This is a genomic window from Halococcus sediminicola (genome assembly GCF_000755245.1).
Taxonomy (GTDB): Archaea; Halobacteriota; Halobacteria; order Halobacteriales; family Halococcaceae; genus Halococcus; species Halococcus sediminicola.
The window spans coordinates 76,322-95,848 of sequence record NZ_BBMP01000027.1 but is presented as its reverse complement, the minus strand read 5'-3'; the positions used below and the strand labels follow the sequence as shown (position 1 = coordinate 95,848).

Here is a 19,527-nt window from a genome sequence, read left to right as displayed (position 1 = left end):
TTTTGCCCTTGATGCGTATGTGAATATTTATTGTGATCGCATGTTTGTGGGTATAGTCTGCAACGGCGTCAGTTGGTTTTCTTGTTTTGTTTTTTTGATGGTACGGCGACCACCGAGATCTACACACTGCATATCGTCGGCAGCGTCAGATGTGTATAAGAGACAGGCATCCGGCGATGTTCCCCGTCCAGGTGTCCCTTGGGACTGTGCTCTGCTATCGGGTTCGTCGGTGGCGTCGTTCGTCATTGGTAGTCTATGAAATATTTTGTTTTCGCGTCGGCGGTCGGTACGTTCTCGCAGGAGGGATTCCGTTCGTTCACGGCGTGAACACCTCCGCACGTCGGTCGGTGACGACCCCGTGTTCTGCGTCCGCGACTGAACTGGCGACTTCTCGCTCGGCGTATCGAGAGCGGAAACTCGCTCGTACCGCCTCGCGGACGCACGCACGAGCGGCAGCACCGACCGGCGTCGCGCTCCCGGCGAACGTCGCCGGCTCCACCATCTCGTCACTGCCAACGACGACCGCGTCCGTCGTCGTGCCCGGAAACCCCGATTCAGCCAGTAGCGTCGCCGTCTTCGCCTCGACGACGATCCCGAGGAACGTCGCAAGCGCCGCCTTGCTCAGACACCGCGTCGTCCCGATGAGGAGATTGACCGTTCCGACGTCGGACGGGCGGTCGTGCCGTTCTTCACCTGCTCCCGTCGGCTCCATCGGGAGCGCGGCGGGATTCGACAGGCCGACGGTTGCGTACGCGACCACGGGGTCGAGCCGCGCGCCCCGGGCGTGGCGCATCTCGACGCCGGTGAGCAGCGTCGGGCCGCTGGCGGTGAATCCGGCGCGCTCCCGTCGTTCGCTGATGTACGTTCCGAGGTCGGTTCGTTCCCACCCCTCGGGAACCGTGATGTTGTAGGCGGCCGCAGCCCGCTCGAACCCGCCGTCCCATCCCGTCGAGAGCCAATGGATTCCCGGCCGATGAAGCTCAAGCGCTCCATCAGCGATAGTGGCTTCAAACATCGAACGCCTCCAGCAGTCGGTCGTTCTCCGCCGGTAATCGTACGGCGACCCGAACGTGTGAGTCGAGACCCCGGAAGGTGGTGGCGTCCCTGAGTGCGAGTCCGTGATCGCGTGCTCGATGCAAGAGTTTCTCGACCTCCCTATCGCCGACGTCGAACAGGAGGAACGGAGAGTCTGACGGATACACGTCGAACGTCCCGGAAAGCGCCTCGTGCATCCGGTTCCGTTCCGTATGAACGCGTTCGCGAGTCGTCATAATGAACTCCTTGCGAGCCATACAGAACGAACCGGTCGCCAGCGCCGGATTGCCCACGTTCCACGGACGACGAGCGATGTCGAGTGCCTCGTTGAACTCGTCCGTCGCAACCGCGAACCCCGCCCGGAGTCCCGGCAACCCAAAGAGTTTGGTCAGCGAGCGGGCGACGACGACGCCATTGGTTCCCGCGAGCGAGGATCGGTCGGTGAACCCGAGAAACGCCTCGTCGGCGAGCAGCGGCGTTCCGGAGTCTCGGCACCGTGCCGCGAACGCCGACAGCGCATCGGTGTCATAGGCGTTACCAGTTGGGTTGTTCGGGTTGCAGACGATGGCCAGCGCGTGACTGGCCGGATCCGCTTCGAGAATTTGATTCTGCGGAATGAACGACGGCTTGCCGCCCTGAAGACGGACCTCGCGTGCGTACTCGGCGAAACTCGGACACGGGATCAGCACGGAATCGCTCTCTCCGACCGCAAGTCCGACGGCTCGGCGGATGGCGGCAAGCCCGCCCGGCGTCGGAACGACCTGTTCCGGGTCACAGCTGACGTATTCCGCCGCCGCTTCACAATACCCCGTCGGCGGTTCGGATGGATAGCTGCGCGACGAGTCGAACGCCCCACGGTAGACGTCTTCGACGCCGTCGGGAACGCGCGGGTTCGTGTTCGCGCTGAAGTCGAGAACGTCAGAATCGTCGTTGCTCCCGTGTGGTTCTCGGCCGACCTGCTGCACCGTCTTACGTCGCATGTGTATCAGTCTCCACGTATCGTTTGGCGAGTGGGATTCGACCATTCCTTGACTCGCGGCCGTCCGTGGCGATGGCGATTCCCTCTCTCGTTTCCGTGTCGGTCGTTCCAGTTAGTTCCTCGAACATTATGCGAATTCCTCCGCAACCGCTGCGTCCGCGAGACGGTTTACGTTGACCGCGAACCGGGCGTCGTGGGTCGTGAACATGTCTTCAGCGTTACCGTCCGATACGATGTTGACGCCGGTAGGTGCGACCTCCTCATCGGAGTCCATCGTCGTCTTGATGCTCACTCCTAATATTCGCTTGAGCGCGGCGGGGACGCAGACGGTGAGTGACCCACTTGTGTGCCTATCGAGCACGGTGTCAATGGCATCGCCGGCGAGCAACGGCAGGTCGGTGGCCACGGTGAGAACGGGTAGATCGATGCGCTCTATCGCGTACTGGAGGTCGGCGACGTAGCCCTCGCCCGGTGCCTCGATGATTCGACCATCGAGATGGTCACGTGTCTGCGGCGTGTGTGGCGAGACGACAGGATACACCCGTTCGATTCGGCTGGCAACGAGTGCGTCGCGCACTCGGTCCACCATCGGGCGACCGTCGATGTCGTACAGGGGCTTCTCGGTGTCGACATCGAGACGGGTTCCACGACCGCCGCACATCACCAGTGCGTCCACGTTATCACCCCCGCATGGAGCGCTGCAACGCGAGCGATCTCGTTCGTCGCGCCGAGAACGTCGCCGCTGACGCCGTTGAGGTTCACCCGTGCCCAATGAAAGACGAAGAGCGCAGCGAGAACGGCGGCGAGGAGCGTCGCCATCGAGGCCGTGGCTCGCGGCCACGTCAGCACCGCCACGGGAGCCGCGACCAGCACAGGGGCGATGAGTGAGCGGGGAGCGTTCCCCCGTGAACGCCGAGCCGAGACCGTCGTGGGAAGCCGAGCCGAGACAGACGAGGACTGCCATTCCCAGTTTGGCTCCGACCTCAGCCGTGACGACGAGGAGGGCGGCCCTCGGTGGCAGCTCGGCGAGTGCGACCCCGGCGGTGGCGAGTCCGAAGACGACCAGCGCGACCGCAAGCGCGCCGCCAACGCCGACGGTCGTGTCTTTCAGTACCGCCCGCCGCTCGGCCGGTCCCCCGTGAACGACCAGCGCGTCCCCGAGGTCGGTCACACCGTCGATGTGGTTGATTCCCGTCACGAGATAGATGCCGACGACGAACAGAAACCCGACCGTCGACGACGGTCTGGAGAGCAACAGCGGAGGCGCGACCAGCGCGCCGAGAACGTAGCCCGCGAGCGGGAAGGATACTGGGGTCGTCCTGAGCGCCTCCCACGCGGCGTCGTCGTGACCGACGGGAAGCCGCGAGAGGAATCCCAGGGCGCCTTGAACGGCTGTCAAAGCCACGCGACCACCCCCGCGAGGAGAAACGAGACCAGTCCCGCGATAGCGACGACGCGAACCCCCCGCCGAGCCCCCGAAACAGTCGGCAGCTCGGCGTTCGGGTTCAACACGTAGTCGCCCGGCTTTCGGAGTTCGACGCTGAGAACGGCCGCAAGGGTCGCCATCGGCCAGCCGGAGTTGGGCGAAGAGGGGATGTCGCGCCACGACCGAGCGCGAGAGAGCGCCGCCGGTGAGCGGCCCGCGAGCGCGATGAGCATTGCACCGAGTCGGGACGGAAGCCACATGACGACATCGTCGAGACGGGCGCTCGCCCACCCGACGGGTTTCGACCGATAGCCGAGCATCGAGTCGAGCGTGTTCACCGCCTTCACCCAGACGGCGGCGGCGACCGCCAGCGAGAGCGAAAACCGTACGCCGAGCGCGAAGGCGAGGAGGGGAGCGACGAGACCATCGGCGAGATTCTCGGCGACGCTTTCGATGGCGGCGCTTCGCAGTTCGCCCGATGAGAGGTTTTTCGCATCGCGGCCGACGAGTGCCCGTACTGATTCGCGGGCACGCTCGGGGTTGATTTCGGTTTGCATGACCACATCCGTAGCAATCGAGAGCAACATTCTGAGGCTCGTCGTTGTGAACAGCGCGACCGCTGCGACGACCATTCCGAGGAGTGGATGATACCGTACCGAGAGAGCAGTGACACTGCCTGCGAGAGCGGCGGTCCCGACTGGAAGGACGAGCGCGACGAGCATGCCGACCAGCCGCGGAGCGGACCACGGACAGTCGAGCCAGCCGACGAGGCGGCCGAACATCGCAACCGGATGAACGCGGGCTGGAAACTCCTTGAAGAGGAGGTCGAACGTTAAGGAGAGGCCTATCGACGCCACCGCCATCAACCCCATCGCCCCTCTAGTAGCCCTGAACTGGCGACGAGCGAACCAGGAAGGCTCGGTGTATCAATGGGGCATCTCATAGCAAATCGATGAACGTATCGAACGCTCCGCTCTCCGGGTGGATGTGACAGTACGTCCCGAGCGTCCGGTATTCCATCAGTCCGTCCTGTCCCTCTTCGATGCCAGCACCCCGCTCGATGTCGAACGCGAATCGGGCATCCGAGTCGATGTCAGCGCTGGAATAGTGAAACTCGTGACCTCGAAGCGTTCCTCCCGCGCTGGCTGTGAGCGTGTCGGTACGCGAACGGAGTTCCACGTGGTCGAGTGCCTGGTACCGGTCGTGCATTCGTACGTCCGCCGGGAGGACACCGGCCATTCCGTACGTCTCGCCGTCGGCAGTGGTCAGCGTCTCGGCGAGGGCCATCAACCCGCCACACTCGCCGAGCACGGGTAGCCCGTCGTCTGCCCGAGCGGCGAGCTGTCCCATTGCGGGGCTCTGTTCTAGAGAATCGGCGTGAAGCTCCGGGTAGCCACCGGGGAGATAGACACCATCGCAGTCGGGAAGCTCCTCCCCGGTCGTCGGTGCGAACGTGACCACCTCGGTGCGCTCTCGAAATCGTTCGATGGTCGCCGGATAGTAAAAACAGAACGCCTCATCACGAGCAACGGCGATTCGTTTCTCGGTCGGTGAGCGCTTTACTGTCGGTTCTGGGCGTGCGGGCGTACGCGCGATATCGAGGAGTCGCTCAGTGCGGATGTGCTCGGCAGCAGTATCGAGTGTATCGGTATCAAGAGGGGACTCATCGCCCATGTGCAGTCCGAGATGCCGGTCGGGGATTTCGAGGTCGTCGCTGGGTGGAATCCGACCGAAATAGGCGAGATTGTCGGGAAGGGCGTCACGAATTCCCTGCTCGTGGCGCCCCCCGTGCGCGCGCTGGGCAATGACGCCGGCGACGTCGACGTCACGACCGGCACGGGCTGCATACTGTCGAAATCCGAACGCCGTGGCGGCGACGCTCTCCATGCCGGCCTTCGCATCCACGACGAGAACCACAGGAACATCAAGCGCCTCGGCGATCATCGCAGTGCTTGAGGCATCGCCGTCGTACAGTCCCATTACGCCCTCGACGACGCAGACATCGCCCTCCCCACGGTGGTAGTTCCGTCGGAGTCCTGCTTCGCCTTGGAGCCAGCAGTCAAGGGTGCGCGACGGGCGGCTGGCCACGCTCTCGTGGTGGCTCGGGTCGATGAAATCCGGCCCGGCCTTCGCCGGCTGAACCGAACAACCCGCCGTGTTAAGCGCGCGGATGACGGCGAGGGTGGCAACGGTCTTCCCGACTCCCGATCGCGTGCCAGCGATGACGATGCCGTTCATGCTTCTACTGGCGGCTCGTCGGCCACAAGTCGGTCATACACGGCAACGACCTGCTCGCGTACGTCCGCCATCGATACGCCAGCGCGATCGGCCAGCGCCAGTGCGCCGCCCATCCCGACGCCCTCCTTGGCCTCACCGGCGACGTACGGGTTCATTGCCGAATGGTTTCGACGGTGGAAGTCCGGGTTGGTGACGGTCACGTCCAACGAGAGGTCGTTCGCCAGTTCGTTCAGCCGTACCGTCTTGTCGTCAGCGATAAATGAGGTCGTCGTGACCGAAAGCGTCGCATCCATGCCTGCGTGACGAGCGAGGGCGGCAGCGGCGACGAGCTGTGTCCCCCCGGCGAGTGTCACTGACGTATCGGTGGCCGTCGCTCCGATGGTCATTCCGGCCACAGCAGCGAGCACTGGGTCGCCGACGTGGCGTACCGTTTTCACCGGCTCGTCCGCGGTCTCGCCCGCCGAGAGATTACTCGCTGCCAACGCCTCGTCCACCACCTCTTGCTTGAGCGCGAGCGGGTTCTCGGGGAGCGAGGACGACACCGCGGCGCGTTCGCCGAGCGCAGTGAGGACTCCGAGCGCAGTGGTCGTGCCGCCGGGAATTGTCTCGCCGATCACGAGTTCGTCGTCCGGCAGGCTCCGTCCGAGCTGACGGGCAGTCTCGAACGTGTCCGTTGCGGAATCGACGGGCTGAGGATGGCGGATATCTCTTCCGGGCATCGCTTCGAGGGCGACAGTCGGTGCACTGGTTGGACGAACGAGACCCGCATCGAGGGCCAGGGTATCGAACTCGATCAATTCACGGACGGCGCGTGTAATGACCGCAGGGGTCGGGCAGCCAGTCGGACTCACCGGTATAACTGGTGCCTGGACTGGCTGCCCATATTCCACGATCTCGAGGTCCGCGCTCGGAGTGTGAGCCATCAGATCGGGGTCCGCTCCGGCGGCACTGATCCCTTCGATGTGTGCGGTTTCAGTGGTACCGGCGATCAAGACGAACCTCATTGGACGAACAGCTCCATTACTCTAGGAACCCCTCTCCGTCGGTTGCGACTGGGCGACGTGTTCGCGTTAACTGTGTTTCAAACGAAACCGACGCGGACGGTTCTTCAACCGCAAGCGTGCGCTGCTTTTCGACTTCCGCACGAATGGCGTCCGTTATTTGAGGGTGCTTGCCGAACGGATCGGCGTATTCGATTCCACCGCGCCCGAGTTCGAGTGCATCTGGGACTCGTTTGTCGGTCGCTTCGGATCGTGTCACGAACAGCGGAACCGCGACCGCACGGCGTTCCGAGACGTTATAGCGGACGCATTCGACAGCGGGATTCTGAAGGAGATAGCAGGTCAGCACCTCCCCGTAGTCCGAGCCATCGCGGAGTCGGGCTGCGTGGTACTCAGCGATCTGTCGATGGTAGGGCTTCGAACTGCTCCCGAACCCGACGATGACGAGAGAGGCGTCCTCGCCCGCCGGTACCAGATTCATCGCCCGCTTTCGGAGTACTTCAGTGACAGCAGGGCTTCGTCCAAGTGGTTCACAGTAGCGGACGTTCCCAGAAATATAGGAGAGTGCAGCGGGCACATCCTCGATTGTATCGTGGGCGTGGGCGGCACGCATCGGGATCACGTATGTTCGGTCTGTGGATATTGCTTCAAACTGTGCCCGGAGCTCGCGGACTGGTTCGCTCTCGTAGGTCGCTATTGACACATCGTCGACGTTAGTGCGGCGAGTGAGCCGTTCGGCGTGCGTCTCGAACACTTCGCGGGCGTTGCCTGTCTCGTGGCCGAGGAGTAGGAGTGATTCGCTTGTCATGTGTAATGTCCCGCTTGGAAGCAATCTAAGTTTACTTACTCCAAGTTGGATTGTCATAGACGACACGACGGACTATCAAGTAAGTTTTGGTGGGTTGATTTACACACTCAGTGCGAACAGTTTGCCACGGTTGGGATACGTGTCGAAGCGATGCGCTCCCACTCGCCGGCAAACATCGCTTGGCGGTGATCTCGAAAGTGAGTGAAGATTTCTGCCGTGTGTAGCTGTCCGGTTACTCTGTCCGAACGGCTAGCACCGAGAGATCCGAAAACGGTGTGTCATCAGTCTCCGATCCACCCCCGTACGTTCCGAGTTCGCCGAGCGTCGTTCGCGTTGTTGCCTCATCATCGTGTGTCAACCGTTCGAGGACGAGTGCGGGGAGTGACGGTGGTGCCCCCGCATCGAGGAGGTCGGCGGCGATGTCCCCGGGCATCATATCGTAGGGGCGTGGAAGGACGAGCAGGTGACGTTCGCCGACGTTCGCACGGAGTCGCCGGCAGTCGGGTTCTATATCCCCAGATTTGTGGAGAGTGACGAATTCAGTCTCCTCCATCGGCGTACGTGCTCGACTCGCAGCCACCTGCAACGACGAGATCCCAGGAATCACGCGGACGGGCGATTCGATCGCAGCCTGAACCTTTCCGACGAACTGATATCCTGAGTGGTTCGGGTCGCCCATCAGCACAGCTGTTCCCGTGTCGCCATCAGCGACGCGCTCGGCGAATGTGGTGAGCGTCGCGCCTTCGTCGCGGTAGCCACAAGTCAGTAGATCGGCGTCGGTCCGATCGGCAACGAAGTTGACGACGGTCTCAAAGCCGATGACGACGTCTGCTTCCCGGATTGCCCGTTCACCACGCGGTGTCAGGTATTCGAGATTTCCTGGACCGATACCGACGGCGTGGACCGAATCGGTGGCGTTCGGTAGTTCGGGATCGGCCGCCGCGATGGTTGCTGGGTCCGGCCCCGCATCGAGACCGTCGCTCATGTGGTGCTGTCCGCGACTGAAATCGGTACGCTGCCGTCGCGAGCATCGCTAGCGACGTGAATGAGTTCATTCGTCAGTCCGGCAGCGAGGCCGCTGCCACCCCGACGGCCGACGTTCGTAATCGCGGGAACGTCGTGTTCCATTGCGACCGATCGAATCCGATTTCGACTCTCTGCGGCCTTGACGAAGCCGACTGGCGTGGCGATCACGACGGCGGGGTGAGTCCCATCCTCAATGCAGTCTGCGAGTGCCAGCGCCGCGGTCGGAGCGTTGCCGATGACGGCGATTGCGTCGTCGTACACTCCTTGCTTGTCGAGTTCGAGCACGGACGCCGCCGTTCGGGTTATCCCAGTTTGCTCGGCGAGTTCGGTACCGTTGCCGATGGCCTTGCGCACAGAACAGTCGTGACCGCGGCCAGTGATGCCGGCTTTGACCATCGTGATATCGGTAACGATGGACCGTTCATTGAGGACTGCTCGCGCGCCAGCGCGAACCGGTTCCGCTTCGGCTCCGCCGGTGAATCGAACGAGATGCTGGAACTCGGGGTCGCCTGTCGCATGGACGGCTTTCCCCCGGATGCGGTCGGCCAGCGTTTCGCTTGGGACGAGTTCGCGCACACGTTCCATGCTAGTCTCGGCAATTTCCATCGCGTCTTCCGTGGTTGCTCCGAGGTCGGCGTATTCCTTGATATCCGGTGAATCAGTCGTCATCGCCCGTCACCCCCGGAGTGGTTGCATCGCCAGCGCGTGCTTCGAGGTCACCGTCCACTTGAAGATTCAGATTCTGCAGGCGTTCACGGGTTTCGTCGTCGGCATCCCATAGCCCACGATCGACGGCTTCAAGCAGCGTATCGGTGATACTGTCGAGTGCCCACGGGTTCACATCGCGCATCCATTCTTGTCTGTTCTCGTCGAAGGCGTATTTCTTGGCGATGTCCGACCAGAGCGTGTCGCTGACGACGCCTGCCGTAGCGTCCCAGCCGAGCACGACATCCACAGTTGTAGAGAGATCACCCGCACCCTTGTAGTCGTGATCTTCCATGCTATCGAGCCATTCGGGATTCAGGACGCGGGCGCGCATCGCCTTCCGGACTTTCTCCTCGTTGGTGTAGACATCGACGTTGTCGGGGTCTGAGGAATCACCGACGTACGATGCCGGCTCCTCGCCAGCGATTTCGGCAACTGCGCTGATGAAACCGCCGTGGAAGGCATACCAATCCGAGGAGTCGAATTCGTCCTGTTCGGCGGTGTCTTCGATTTTTACCGTGGCCTCGACACCGCTGAGCCGGCGTTCGAAGGCATCGTGAGCTTCGTTGACCTTCCCACGTTTGCCGAGCGCGTAGCCACCCCACTGGACGTACACGTCCGCGAGGTCCGAGCGGTCGTCCCAGTTGCCTTCGTCGACGACCTTGTTCGTGCCCGCGCCGTAGCCGCCCGGTCGGGTGGTGAACACGCGGCGTTTCGCGGTAGTTTCGGCGTCGGATTCGTCCATGCCGTCGGCTTCAAGATCTTCGACATCTTCCTCGACATGTTTTTTGACGTAGTTCATTGCGTGGGGTTCATCGAGGGCCACCACGGTATCGACGGCGTCATGGATGACGCTCGCGGCCTGCGGGAAGGCGTCGCGGAAGAGTCCCGAAACCCGTGTCGTCACGTCGATGCGCGGACGGTCGAGTGCTTCGAGTGGAATTGGGTGTACATCATCAACTCGACCGGCATCGGTCCACTCGGGTTCGACACCCATCAACGCGAGTACCTGTGCAATCGTCTCGCCACGGGTGCGAACGGTCGGGGTGCCCCACGCGACGACACCGATTTCCTCGGGATACTCGCCCTCTTCGGAGCGATGGCGCTCGGCAACGCCGTCGGCGATCTCGCTGCCGACCTCCCATGCGCTCTTTGCTGGGACTTTCCGTGGGTCGAGCGTGTAGAAGTTCCGCGCCGTCGGGAGCAGGTCCACCCCACCACGAGTCGGTGCACCGCTGCCGCCCGGCGGGACGTACTCGCCGGCGAGCGCGTTAGCGGTCTGAGGGATTTCGTCGGCGGCACCCTGCACGCGCGGCGCGGCTTCCTCGCAGATGAACTCTAAGACTTCGCGGAGGTCGTCGTGCGCGCCGGCATTCGCTCGCGCATCGCCCAGCGGGTCGATATCCACGACGAGCAGGTTCATATTTGTCTCGTCGTCAGGGCCAGCCTCCGTCTCGGAGGTGGGAAGGTCGAAATTGTGGTCCGCCAGTATCTCCACGAGTTCGAGACTTTTCTCGTGAACTTCGTCGGCCGCCGCAGAGAATGTCATCCCCAACTTGTCGTCGTACTCGCCGGGTGCGTTGAGCATCCGATCGTAGTCGACACCGAGTACGCCCGCGACACTCTCGCGGAGGCTCGGTGCGCCCGGATTTTCGAGTCGAGTGAGCGCGACGAGGTACTCCACGAGACGGTCCTCGATAGGTGGCTCACCCATCGTGTGAAGCCCGAGCCGAATCTGGGTGGTCTTCACGTCTGTGAGGTATTCGTGAATTCGCTCGGTGAGTTCCTCGATATCCACTTTGTCGCCCTCGACTTCTCCCTCTGCGAGCGTGGTGCCGGCTTCGTCAGGACCACGAACGTCGGCTTTCTCGTCAATTTCCCCGCCGATACCGAGTTCCACTGCCAAATCGAGTTCTGCAACTTTCTTGCGGAGGAGGTCTTCGAGGTGCTCGCCGTCGTCTGCATGGGCGTCCTTCATGCCGGCCTCGCGATAGCGGTCGGCGAGTTCTTCGAGGTCGGCCAGCTCGTCGTAGGTCCCGGCGTTTGCCATCACTGGGGTCAGATAATCCACGATGGCGGCGTACGAGCGCCGCTTTGCTTGGGTCCCTTCGCCGGGGTTGTTGATGATGTAGGGATAGACGTTTGGAAGGTCATCGATCAGTTGGTCGGGCGCGCTTTCGCCGTTCAACCCGACGGTCTTGCCGGGGAGCCACTCCAGACTCCCGTGAGTTCCAAGGTGGACGACGCCATCAGCGTCAAAGGTGTTTCTGAGCCAGCCATAGAACGCCACGTAGTCGTGTGGTGGCTGGAGGTCCGAATCGTGATATACCTTCGATGGGTCCATACCGAATCCACGTGGTGGCTGCACAGTGACGAGCACATTCCCAAATTCGACGCCTGGGATCGCAAACGGACGGTCGGGACCCTCGCCCCACTCTTCGACGACGTTCTCCCGAAACCGTTCGTCCATCCCGTCGAACCACTCACGGTACTGCTTGGTTGGGACGACATCGACGCTCCGGTCGCGGACGTCCTCGGGTGCAACCCAGCGGTCGTCGAGGGTGAGTTGTGCCGTCAACTTGTCAATGAGTTCCTGTCCGCTTTCCGGGAATTTTCTATCGAGATCGTAGCCCCGACTGTCGAGTTCTTCGAGGAAATTGACCGTACTCTCTGGGCTGTCGAGACCGAACGCCGTTCCGATGCCATCGTCGCTCGGCGGGTAGTTGTGGAGGATGACGGCGACCTTTTTCTCCTGATTTGGCGTGTGTCGGAGGGTTGCCCAGTTAACCGCGAGTCGCGCGGCGTGCTCGATTCGATCGTCGATCGGAAAGTGCTGTTTCGGCGCGCTCCCGATGTCGGCCGCGTCGTCGGTGCGTTCCTTCCCGCTGATCGGGTGCGTGATGACGTTGCCATCGAACTCCGGGAGAGCGACCGAGAGCGCAAGTTCGAACCCCATCACCCCAGTGTCGCTCGCCTCGTACCGCGAGCGCGAGCGCATCGTCGTGATGGTTTGGATGACCGGTACGCCGAGGCGGTCAAGGAAGACACCCTCTGCACCATCACCCTCATCGCTCGCACTCCGCCCGCGCTCGTCCATCGACAGCGAGAACATGAACGACGACAGCACAGCATCAACGAGTGGGTCACCGTCTTCGAGCAACCACTCATCAGTGATGCGCTCCGCGTCCCACTGCTCGTCGGTGTCGGTCGCGGGATTGCAGAATATCGGGAGCGCATTCGCGCCCTGTGCCTCGACGGCGCGCACCTGTCCGTCGACGTATCCGGTGTTCTCGTGGGTCCAGTGAGATTCGTAGAACCAGACGGCGACCGTGGGTTTCGCCGGATCGAACGTCGCCACGAGTTCATCGTAGCCGACGCCGGGGTGGTCGGGGTGATAGACACCTTCGGTCGGGAGCGCCACGGGGTCGTCGTATGCGCGGTCCTCGTCCGCGTACTCGTCGACGAGGAATCGGATGCAGTTCCCGACGTTGGTGGTGCCGCCCTTTGCCAAGTAATCGTACACCTGGTCACGGTCGGTCGCCAGAATGCTCGTATCCTCGACCGCGTAGGCGTCACCCGTCGATTTCACGACGAGTGGCACCCCGGCGTCGTTGAGCCGAGAAACCGCGTGGTCGTATCCCGGCATGCTCTCTTCAGCACCGTGGAGCCAGAAGATTACGGCTGTGGCATCGGTCAGTTCGTCGAGAAACGCCTCCACGTCGCTTTGGTCGTCGAGGTCGCTCTCCGAACGAACAACCAGATCGTTTTTGAGGTGAGTGGCAGCGCGCTGAACAGCTCCCAGTTCGTTTTCTGTTGCGGTGTATAGGCCGATCGTTGGCATAACGTTGTTAAACCTCCATTGCTCTAAGACAAGTATGATTGAATACTGCGAAGACAAAAAGGCTTCGCACATTCGGCGGACAGAACTCATGTTCGGTGATATCGTCGGACAAGACGAGCTCAAGCAGGCTTTACTGGCCGTTGGAGCGAACGATGACCTCGACGGGCTGCTGATACAGGGCGAAAAGGGGACAGCGAAGTCCACGGCGGTACGGGCACTGACGAACTTCCTCCCAACACAGGCCGCTATCGAAGATTGTCCGTACGGCTGTCCGCCGAATGCTCCGACGTTGCAGTGTGATGACTGTCGCACGCGGACCGACAACCCACCCACGACCGAACGGCCGGTTCCGCTCGTGACGCTCCCGCTGGGTGCGACCCGCGAGCGCGTCGTCGGAACGCTCTCAGTAGCTGATGCGCTCGATGGCGACTACGAGTTCGATCCCGGACTCCTCGCCCGCGCGAACCGCGGGATTCTGTACGTTGACGAGGTGAATCTGCTCGATGACCACTTGGTAGACGTGCTCCTCGATGCGGCCGCAAGCGGGGTAAATCGGGTCGAACGCGACAGCATGAGTGTCTCCCACCCGGCCGAGTTCACCCTCATCGGCACGATGAATCCTGAAGAAGGCGACCTCCGGCCGCAGCTCCGTGACCGCTTTGCGCTCTGTGCGACGGTCACGGCCTGCAATGACATCGACCAACGTGTGAAGATCATTGACCGAGCCCTCGGACGGAACGAAACACAGGATGGCGTTCGAGCGCAAGCTGAAGACCATCGGGATCAGCTACGACAGGCACGCGACCGGCTCGATAGGGTGGAACTCTCCCGAGAATTCACCGAAGAAATTGCAGAATGCTGTCGTAATGCGGGCGTCGACGGCCACCGCGGTGATATCGCCACGGCGCGCACCGCACGGACGTTTGCGGCCCTCGATGGACGATCAAACGTCATCCAGCCTGACGTTCGACGGGCGGCGGAGCTCGCGCTCCCCCACCGATTGCAGTCGCACCCGTTCGAGGACACCCCTGATTCCAGCGAACTCATCGATGAGCATTTCGATAGCGAAGACGATGGAGAGAGTGAGTCTTCGGACGAGGAAACCGAAGGCGAGCCGGAACACGGTGATGGTGACGAATCCAATAGATCTGACGAACGCGACAGGTCAGGAGGAACGGACGACACTGAGGGTTCCGAATCGATGGGAACGCCTGAGCCGTCAAGCGGGACCGAGGAAGACTCGCCAGAGACAGGAACGGACGGCGAGACCGAACCACAAGTCGACGCTGGAGCCTCCACAGACGACGAGAACGACCATTCGACCAAACGAACACCGCTCGTGCCGGGTCAGTCACGCGCCAGCATCGGCGAGGCGCGCGCCCCCAACGTATCGACTCCCGAAGCGGTCGACGCACAAATCGCCGAAACCGGCTCCCGGTCATGCGCACGACCGAGTGTCGACAACGATGGCCCTCGGGTGCGAATCCGGTCAGCGGAATCATCCCACAATATCGACGCCGCGGCCTCCATCCGGGCGGCGACCAGCCGTGGGGCTACAAGCGTCGGCTCGCGTGATCTGCGTCAATCCGTTCGTCGGAGCGGTGCGGCCGCGCTGGTGCTGTTCGTCGTGGATGCGAGCGCGTCGATGCGACCCGCGATGCGTGCGGCCAAGGGCACGGTGCTGGAACTCCTGAAGGATGCATACCAACAGCGCGACGAGGTCGGGTTCGTCACCTTTTCCGGTGAGGGCGCAGACGTGCTCCTCCCGCCAACCGACAGCGTGTCGCTTGCGGCTCGCCACCTGAAGGACCTCCCGACTGGTGACCGGACGCCGCTTCCCGCGGGGCTTCGGACTGCTCGCGAGGTTCTCGACCGGGCCAACCCCGCCACGAGCGTCGTTGTGCTGATCACCGATGGACGAGCGAACGTTGCCGAGGGCAGTCCAGTGGGCGAGACGCGCAAAGCAGCCGAAACATTGGCTGATTCCGGCACGCAGGTACTCGTCGTCGATGCCAGCAACGACGAACAGGGGGGCGTCACAGGGGTAGTCACCGATGAAACCGGTGGCGAACGCATTCCCCTCTCCGCGCTGTCCGCTGAGCGAATCGATACGATCATCAACCATCAACGAAACTGAGATTGGCCATTCGAAACTTTTACAACTTTAGTTGTTTTTGTGCAAATTGGATTTGGTATGGCAGCTGCAAACGTCACTATCCGCGTACATCGACCACGTTCGCATCGTATTCACGCCGCTGCAGGTGGCCATCGGACTGGTACTCGTCGTACCCGGATTCACTCTTCTCCTCATGCTGGAATCGGTGATACACGGTTTACTCCACAATTTCCGACACACGGCCGGCGTCACCCGTCACTAACGACGTTCACGAACTGCGTCATGCGCGATCGAATGCCAAGGAACGTCGGCGGAATCATGTTCGGTCTGTTCATGACGCTGGCCGGAATTCCAGTAATTGCGGACGCTGAAACTTTCGGAGGGGGCACTCACCACGGCTCACAGATCGGTTGTACCGACCAAATATCCACAATATCCGTCCAAGAGGTGAGTTGATACATGGAAAAAGATACAACTCGGCGGCGATTGCTACAGGGACTCGCTGTCAGTGCATTCGGCGGTACCGCTGGCTGTGCAGCGGGGTCGCTGGGTGGCCAGAGTAGTACTCAGACCGAAAACAGTAGTAATAAGAGTGATACAACCGATACAGCGAGTGGTTCTTACAGCGTCTCGATGGTTCCGATGGGGAAAGTCACGTTCAAGGAAGTCCCGACGAAGTGGCTCGCCGGCAGCTATGACTGGGCCGACATGGGCATCGCTCTTGGACGCGATCAACCGGCGGGTACGTGGAATGATAGCAAAATCCTGCAGTCCTACTACGAGGAGATCCCCGGCGTCTCGATCGACAGCAGTGAGATAATCGTACTCACCAATGCTTCGCCGGAGGTGTTCTACGAGATTGCAGCCGACGTCCATGTGATAGATCCGAACTTAATCCTTGATTACTCCAAGAGTTATGACCAGGAGAAATTGAAAAGAATTAAGAAAAACGTTGCACCGTTTTTCGGTAATACCATCTATACGAGTAGGCATTCGTGGCACGATTATCGCCACTACATGCTGTACGAAGCGTTCAGGAAACTCGCACAAGTGTTTCAACGACAGGAGCGATACAAAATGTTTGCAAAACTTCATAGAGAGGTTCAGCAAACCATTGAGACGAATCTTCCGACCGGAAAACATCCGGCGGTGGCGCTTCTCTGGCCTGAGCCTCTTGACAAACCAGAGGAATATATTCATTATGTCATCGGCAAGGGGACGAGCACCAAGCATTTGCGCGACCTCAAAGCACGCGACGCGCTCGCCGAAGCAGGACTAGAGGGTACTTACGCAGGTGGTGCAACCATAGATATCGAAACATTACTCGAAATCGATCCGGATATTTTGTTGCTTCGCGGCTACGAACTGAAGACCGAAAAACAGTTCCAGAATACGATTGTTGAATACTTGAAGAATCATCCAGTAGCACGCGAACTCAGTGCCGTCAAAAAGGGAAATGTATTCCGCGCCGGTTCGCTCGGTCAGGGACCGATCACGAATCTCATACTAACTGAACGGGTAGCAAATCAGATTTATCCTAACGCGTTCGATGGGGTAAACCTGTACGACCCACAGCGCGTTTCTGATATCGTCCATGGAAGGTTCTAGACATGATCGCCGAGGAGACACACAAGCACTTCGACCGGTCGGATGCCAACATGGACGGGCAAACATCAGTCAGAGATCTCTACATTGCCTCCCCATCTGAGGAAGCGGACCACCAAGCGATTACCGCCGCCGGGTGGGGTGTTCGCGTCGGGCTATCACTCATTGGAGATACTCGGCAAGATCGAGGCTATCCGGCAACAGTCGCAGACCACACGTTTGGTTGCGCCGAAAGACCGTACTCAACGACGTGTCGAGCAACCGCGAGCGCTGGCACGAGTGGTTTGCCGCCCGCGTTCCCGATCATCTTACCTTCAATGAGGAACGGTGAGTTGATTTGCGTGAGACGTAGATTGACCGCCGCTTCGCGGAGTATTTCTTCACCAAAGCAATCGACCAACGGGGCGAACGTGGGCGCAACCGTTTGCTCGAACACATCGATCTGTCGATGACCGAATTCACGCCCGCGCTCGTGAGACCGAGAGCCGAGCGCCAGCCACCACGTGAGGTGATGACTGATGGCGAGTGAAACCACGCCACCTGAGGAATACGCCTCCCGTCTGAAGCAGTGGTTCGGCTGGTTTGATGGGTCGCTCATCGCCCTTATCCTCGGGAGCGTTGCCATCGTCGTTGCCGGTGGACTGATACAGGTGAGTGTCGGCACGTACTCGATGTCGATTGTAGAGGCGTGGAACACCGTGTTCAACTCCGACATGCTTTTCAATCTGCAGACGTGGGAGGCATTCTTGTTTGGCGGCGAGATTCCTGAAATGGGAGAAAAGAGTCTTATCGTTTGGAATATTCGCCTGCCGCGGGTGCTCGTTGCTATTCTGGTTGGGATGAACCTCGCGGTCTCGGGGGCGATTTTCCAAGCGGTGACCCGCAACGAACTCGCCAGTCCGTATATTCTCGGCGTTTCATCGGGTGCGGGATTGGTGATTCTTCTCTCGTTGACCGTCGTCGGTGGACTCGCGGGCATCCTCCCGCTGCTCGCCGCCGTTGGCGGGGCAGCGGCGTTCTTGCTCGTCTATCTCATCGCGTGGCAGGGCGGGACCAATCCCGTTCGGTTGGTGCTCGCCGGCGTAATCGTTGGCACGGTCCTCTCCTCGGTTCAGACCGGCCTGTTCTTCTTCGCCGATAGCCTTGGCGTCGTCCAGAGCGCTATTGCGTGGATGACAGGATCGCTCACGGGTACGGGCTGGGAGCAAGTTCGCATGGCGTTGCCGTGGACCGTGCTGTCGATGGTACTCGCGCTCGCTGGCTCGCGCCAGTTGAACGTTCTTCTCTTGGGCGAACGGACGGCGAAGTCACTCGGGATGAGTGTCGAGAAAGTGCGGTTCGCGCTCTCCGGTGTGGCGGTGCTGGCGGCCGCGGCGAGCATCGCGGTCGCGGGAATCGTCGGCTTCGTTGGCCTGATTGTCCCGCATATGGTCAGAAATATCGTCGGCAGTGACTACAAGCGCCTCGTCGTTGGCTGTGTCTTTGCAGGCCCAGCGTTGGTGGTGGCCGCCGACGTGGGCGCGCGGCTCTCGATGCAGCTGCTGTTCGGGTCGCCCACCCAGATCCCGGTCGGAGTTCTCACCGGTCTCATCGGTGGGCCGTACTTCCTCTATTTGATGCGCAAACAGCAACAATTGGGTGATATCTGATGAGCAACAATCCGAAACCAATCGACACCACGACCGAATCGGAACTCGAATACACACCGTTGTTGCGAAACGGCGACGAACCAGCAGAGGAGGGGTCGCAGAGCGAAACCGGCACCCCATTCGCCGGCAAGGAGCTTGTCCTCGGCTACTCGGGGACGGACGAACCGATCATTGATGGGGAATCGCTCGTGATCCCACCGGGAGAAGTAACGGCTCTTGTGGGCCCGAACGGCAGTGGAAAGAGTACATTGTTGAAGGGACTCGCCGACCAACTGACGCCCGACGACGGACAAGTGCTGCTCGATGGGCACGACATCCACACACTCGATACGAAGACAATCGCACAACAACTCGGCCTGCTTTCACAGGAGAACGTCTCTCCCGACAGCCTCACCGTCGAGGACCTCGCCACGCACGGGCGCTATCCCCATCGTGGATTTTTCGACTCGCTCACCAACGAAGATCAAGAAGCCATCGAGCGCGGCATTTCGCTCGCGGGTATCGGACACCTCCGCGACCGCGAGATCGGCAGCCTGAGTGGTGGACAGAAACAACTTGCGTGGATTGCGATGATCCTCGCTCAAGACACTGATGTCCTGTTGCTCGACGAGCCAACCACGTTTCTCGACCTCCACCACCAGCTCGAAGTGATGGATATCGTGGAGACGCTGAAGACCACCAGCGAGGTCACAGTCGTACTCGTCCTTCACGATATCAATCAGGCGGCGCGCTACGCCGAACACATGCTCGCGCTAAAAGACGGCGCAATCTACGCTCGGGGCGATCCCAGCGAAATCGTGACCGAGGCTCTGCTTGCCGATGTCTTCGAAATCGATGCGACGGTCGAACGAACCGAAATCGGACCGCAGGTCACACCTCACTGTGCAGTGCACGAGGACGATACGATCACTACCGACTTGGAAGCTGATTCTGGGAACTGAGAGCAGGAACGAGAGGTTCGTCAAGCGGACGATCCGCCGGTGTGCTCGCTTTCCCGTTTGGCGTGCCACCTTGAACGATGTGAACGCAAATCTATGATGAGAGATTAAACTAATTGAGCCATCAATCCATGATTTCCGGCTAACACGGGAGACAGTA

14 protein-coding genes and 1 pseudogene are annotated in these 19,527 nt (G+C 61.0%); 4 read left to right on the top strand and 11 right to left on the bottom strand.

The genetic code is table 11. The features are described from left to right. Nucleotides 1–316: 316 nt before the first annotated feature. From ACP97_RS18680 to cobN, 11 genes and pseudogenes are all read right to left on the bottom strand, one after another. Nucleotides 317–1,015: an adenosylcobinamide amidohydrolase gene (locus ACP97_RS18680; RefSeq protein WP_049999350.1), complete on the bottom strand. Its 699-nt coding sequence runs from the start codon at nucleotides 1,013–1,015 to the stop codon at nucleotides 317–319. Next, nucleotides 1,008–2,015 (bottom strand): threonine-phosphate decarboxylase, encoded by a 1,008-nt coding sequence (locus ACP97_RS18675; RefSeq protein WP_049999349.1) that lies wholly within the window; start codon nucleotides 2,013–2,015, stop codon nucleotides 1,008–1,010. Before ACP97_RS18675 ends, ACP97_RS18680 begins: the two co-directional genes overlap by 8 nt. Nucleotides 2,016–2,141: 126 nt before the next feature. After that, entirely contained in the window at nucleotides 2,142–2,675 is a 534-nt protein-coding gene (locus tag ACP97_RS18670; protein ID WP_079977727.1) for an NTP transferase domain-containing protein, read from the bottom strand. Then, a pseudogene (gene cobS, locus ACP97_RS21340) lies at nucleotides 2,675–3,419 on the bottom strand (adenosylcobinamide-GDP ribazoletransferase). Before cobS ends, ACP97_RS18670 begins: the two are co-directional and overlap by 1 nt. After that, nucleotides 3,410–4,303, bottom strand: a complete 894-nt coding sequence (gene cbiB, locus ACP97_RS18660; protein ID WP_336884761.1) for an adenosylcobinamide-phosphate synthase CbiB — start codon at nucleotides 4,301–4,303, stop codon at nucleotides 3,410–3,412. The pseudogene cobS and the gene cbiB overlap by 10 nt, the downstream one beginning before the upstream one ends. A gap of 76 nt (nucleotides 4,304–4,379) precedes the next feature. Continuing rightward, nucleotides 4,380–5,678 carry a cobyrinic acid a,c-diamide synthase gene (locus tag ACP97_RS18655; protein WP_049999346.1) on the bottom strand — a complete coding sequence of 433 codons (1,299 nt, stop codon included), beginning with the start codon at nucleotides 5,676–5,678 and terminating at the stop codon, nucleotides 4,380–4,382. After that, nucleotides 5,675–6,682: a nicotinate mononucleotide-dependent phosphoribosyltransferase CobT gene (cobT, locus tag ACP97_RS18650; protein ID WP_049999345.1), complete on the bottom strand. Its 1,008-nt coding sequence runs from the start codon at nucleotides 6,680–6,682 to the stop codon at nucleotides 5,675–5,677. The genes ACP97_RS18655 and cobT overlap by 4 nt, the downstream gene beginning before the upstream one ends. A 16-nt stretch (nucleotides 6,683–6,698) precedes the next feature. Beyond that, nucleotides 6,699–7,487, bottom strand: a complete 789-nt coding sequence (locus ACP97_RS18645) for a CbiX/SirB N-terminal domain-containing protein (protein WP_049999344.1) — start codon at nucleotides 7,485–7,487, stop codon at nucleotides 6,699–6,701. A gap of 232 nt (nucleotides 7,488–7,719) precedes the next feature. Continuing rightward, on the bottom strand, nucleotides 7,720–8,472 hold the full coding sequence (locus tag ACP97_RS18640; RefSeq protein WP_049999343.1) for a cobalt-precorrin-7 (C(5))-methyltransferase: 753 nt from the start codon (nucleotides 8,470–8,472) through the stop codon (nucleotides 7,720–7,722). Next, complete coding sequence (locus tag ACP97_RS18635; RefSeq protein ID WP_049999342.1) at nucleotides 8,469–9,182, bottom strand: precorrin-8X methylmutase; 714 nt, start codon at nucleotides 9,180–9,182, stop codon at nucleotides 8,469–8,471. The genes ACP97_RS18640 and ACP97_RS18635 overlap by 4 nt, the downstream gene beginning before the upstream one ends. Further along, complete coding sequence (gene cobN, locus ACP97_RS18630; protein ID WP_049999341.1) at nucleotides 9,172–13,059, bottom strand: cobaltochelatase subunit CobN; 3,888 nt, start codon at nucleotides 13,057–13,059, stop codon at nucleotides 9,172–9,174. The genes ACP97_RS18635 and cobN overlap by 11 nt, the downstream gene beginning before the upstream one ends. A 34-nt stretch (nucleotides 13,060–13,093) precedes the next feature. Here cobN and ACP97_RS18625 point away from each other — a divergent pair, with 34 nt between their 5' ends. From ACP97_RS18625 to ACP97_RS18605, 4 genes are all read left to right on the top strand, one after another. Then, the gene (locus ACP97_RS18625) at nucleotides 13,094–15,196 is read left to right on the top strand and encodes a VWA domain-containing protein (protein ID WP_049999340.1); all 2,103 of its coding nucleotides are present in this window, start codon (nucleotides 13,094–13,096) and stop codon (nucleotides 15,194–15,196) included. 438 nt (nucleotides 15,197–15,634) lie between these two features. Further along, nucleotides 15,635–16,783: an ABC transporter substrate-binding protein gene (locus tag ACP97_RS18615; protein ID WP_237561246.1), complete on the top strand. Its 1,149-nt coding sequence runs from the start codon at nucleotides 15,635–15,637 to the stop codon at nucleotides 16,781–16,783. Between the two features lie 515 nt (nucleotides 16,784–17,298). After that, the gene (locus tag ACP97_RS18610) at nucleotides 17,299–18,429 is read left to right on the top strand and encodes a FecCD family ABC transporter permease (RefSeq protein WP_049999338.1); all 1,131 of its coding nucleotides are present in this window, start codon (nucleotides 17,299–17,301) and stop codon (nucleotides 18,427–18,429) included. Further along, nucleotides 18,429–19,370 (top strand): ABC transporter ATP-binding protein, encoded by a 942-nt coding sequence (locus ACP97_RS18605; RefSeq protein WP_154020076.1) that lies wholly within the window; start codon nucleotides 18,429–18,431, stop codon nucleotides 19,368–19,370. The genes ACP97_RS18610 and ACP97_RS18605 overlap by 1 nt, the downstream gene beginning before the upstream one ends. Nucleotides 19,371–19,527: the final 157 nt, after the last annotated feature.

Bases quoted from the DNA above. Each gene is read 5' to 3' on its own strand.
- ACP97_RS18610 (WP_049999338.1), top strand. From the start codon at position 17,299: ATGGCGAGTGAAACCACGCCACCTGAGGAATACGCCTCCCGTCTGAAG.
- ACP97_RS18670 (WP_079977727.1), bottom strand. From the start codon at position 2,675: ATGTGCGGCGGTCGTGGAACCCGTCTCGATGTCGACACCGAGAAGCCC.
- ACP97_RS18680 (WP_049999350.1), bottom strand. From the start codon at position 1,015: ATGTTTGAAGCCACTATCGCTGATGGAGCGCTTGAGCTTCATCGGCCG.
- ACP97_RS18615 (WP_237561246.1), top strand. From the start codon at position 15,635: ATGGAAAAAGATACAACTCGGCGGCGATTGCTACAGGGACTCGCTGTC.
- ACP97_RS18640 (WP_049999343.1), bottom strand. From the start codon at position 8,472: ATGAGCGACGGTCTCGATGCGGGGCCGGACCCAGCAACCATCGCGGCG.
- ACP97_RS18635 (WP_049999342.1), bottom strand. From the start codon at position 9,182: ATGACGACTGATTCACCGGATATCAAGGAATACGCCGACCTCGGAGCA.
- ACP97_RS18675 (WP_049999349.1), bottom strand. From the start codon at position 2,015: ATGCGACGTAAGACGGTGCAGCAGGTCGGCCGAGAACCACACGGGAGC.
- cobT (WP_049999345.1), bottom strand. From the start codon at position 6,682: ATGAGGTTCGTCTTGATCGCCGGTACCACTGAAACCGCACACATCGAA.
- ACP97_RS18605 (WP_154020076.1), top strand. From the start codon at position 18,429: ATGAGCAACAATCCGAAACCAATCGACACCACGACCGAATCGGAACTC.
- cbiB (WP_336884761.1), bottom strand. From the start codon at position 4,303: ATGGCGGTGGCGTCGATAGGCCTCTCCTTAACGTTCGACCTCCTCTTC.
- ACP97_RS18625 (WP_049999340.1), top strand. From the start codon at position 13,094: ATGATTGAATACTGCGAAGACAAAAAGGCTTCGCACATTCGGCGGACA.
- ACP97_RS18655 (WP_049999346.1), bottom strand. From the start codon at position 5,678: ATGAACGGCATCGTCATCGCTGGCACGCGATCGGGAGTCGGGAAGACC.
- cobN (WP_049999341.1), bottom strand. From the start codon at position 13,059: ATGCCAACGATCGGCCTATACACCGCAACAGAAAACGAACTGGGAGCT.
- ACP97_RS18645 (WP_049999344.1), bottom strand. From the start codon at position 7,487: ATGACAAGCGAATCACTCCTACTCCTCGGCCACGAGACAGGCAACGCC.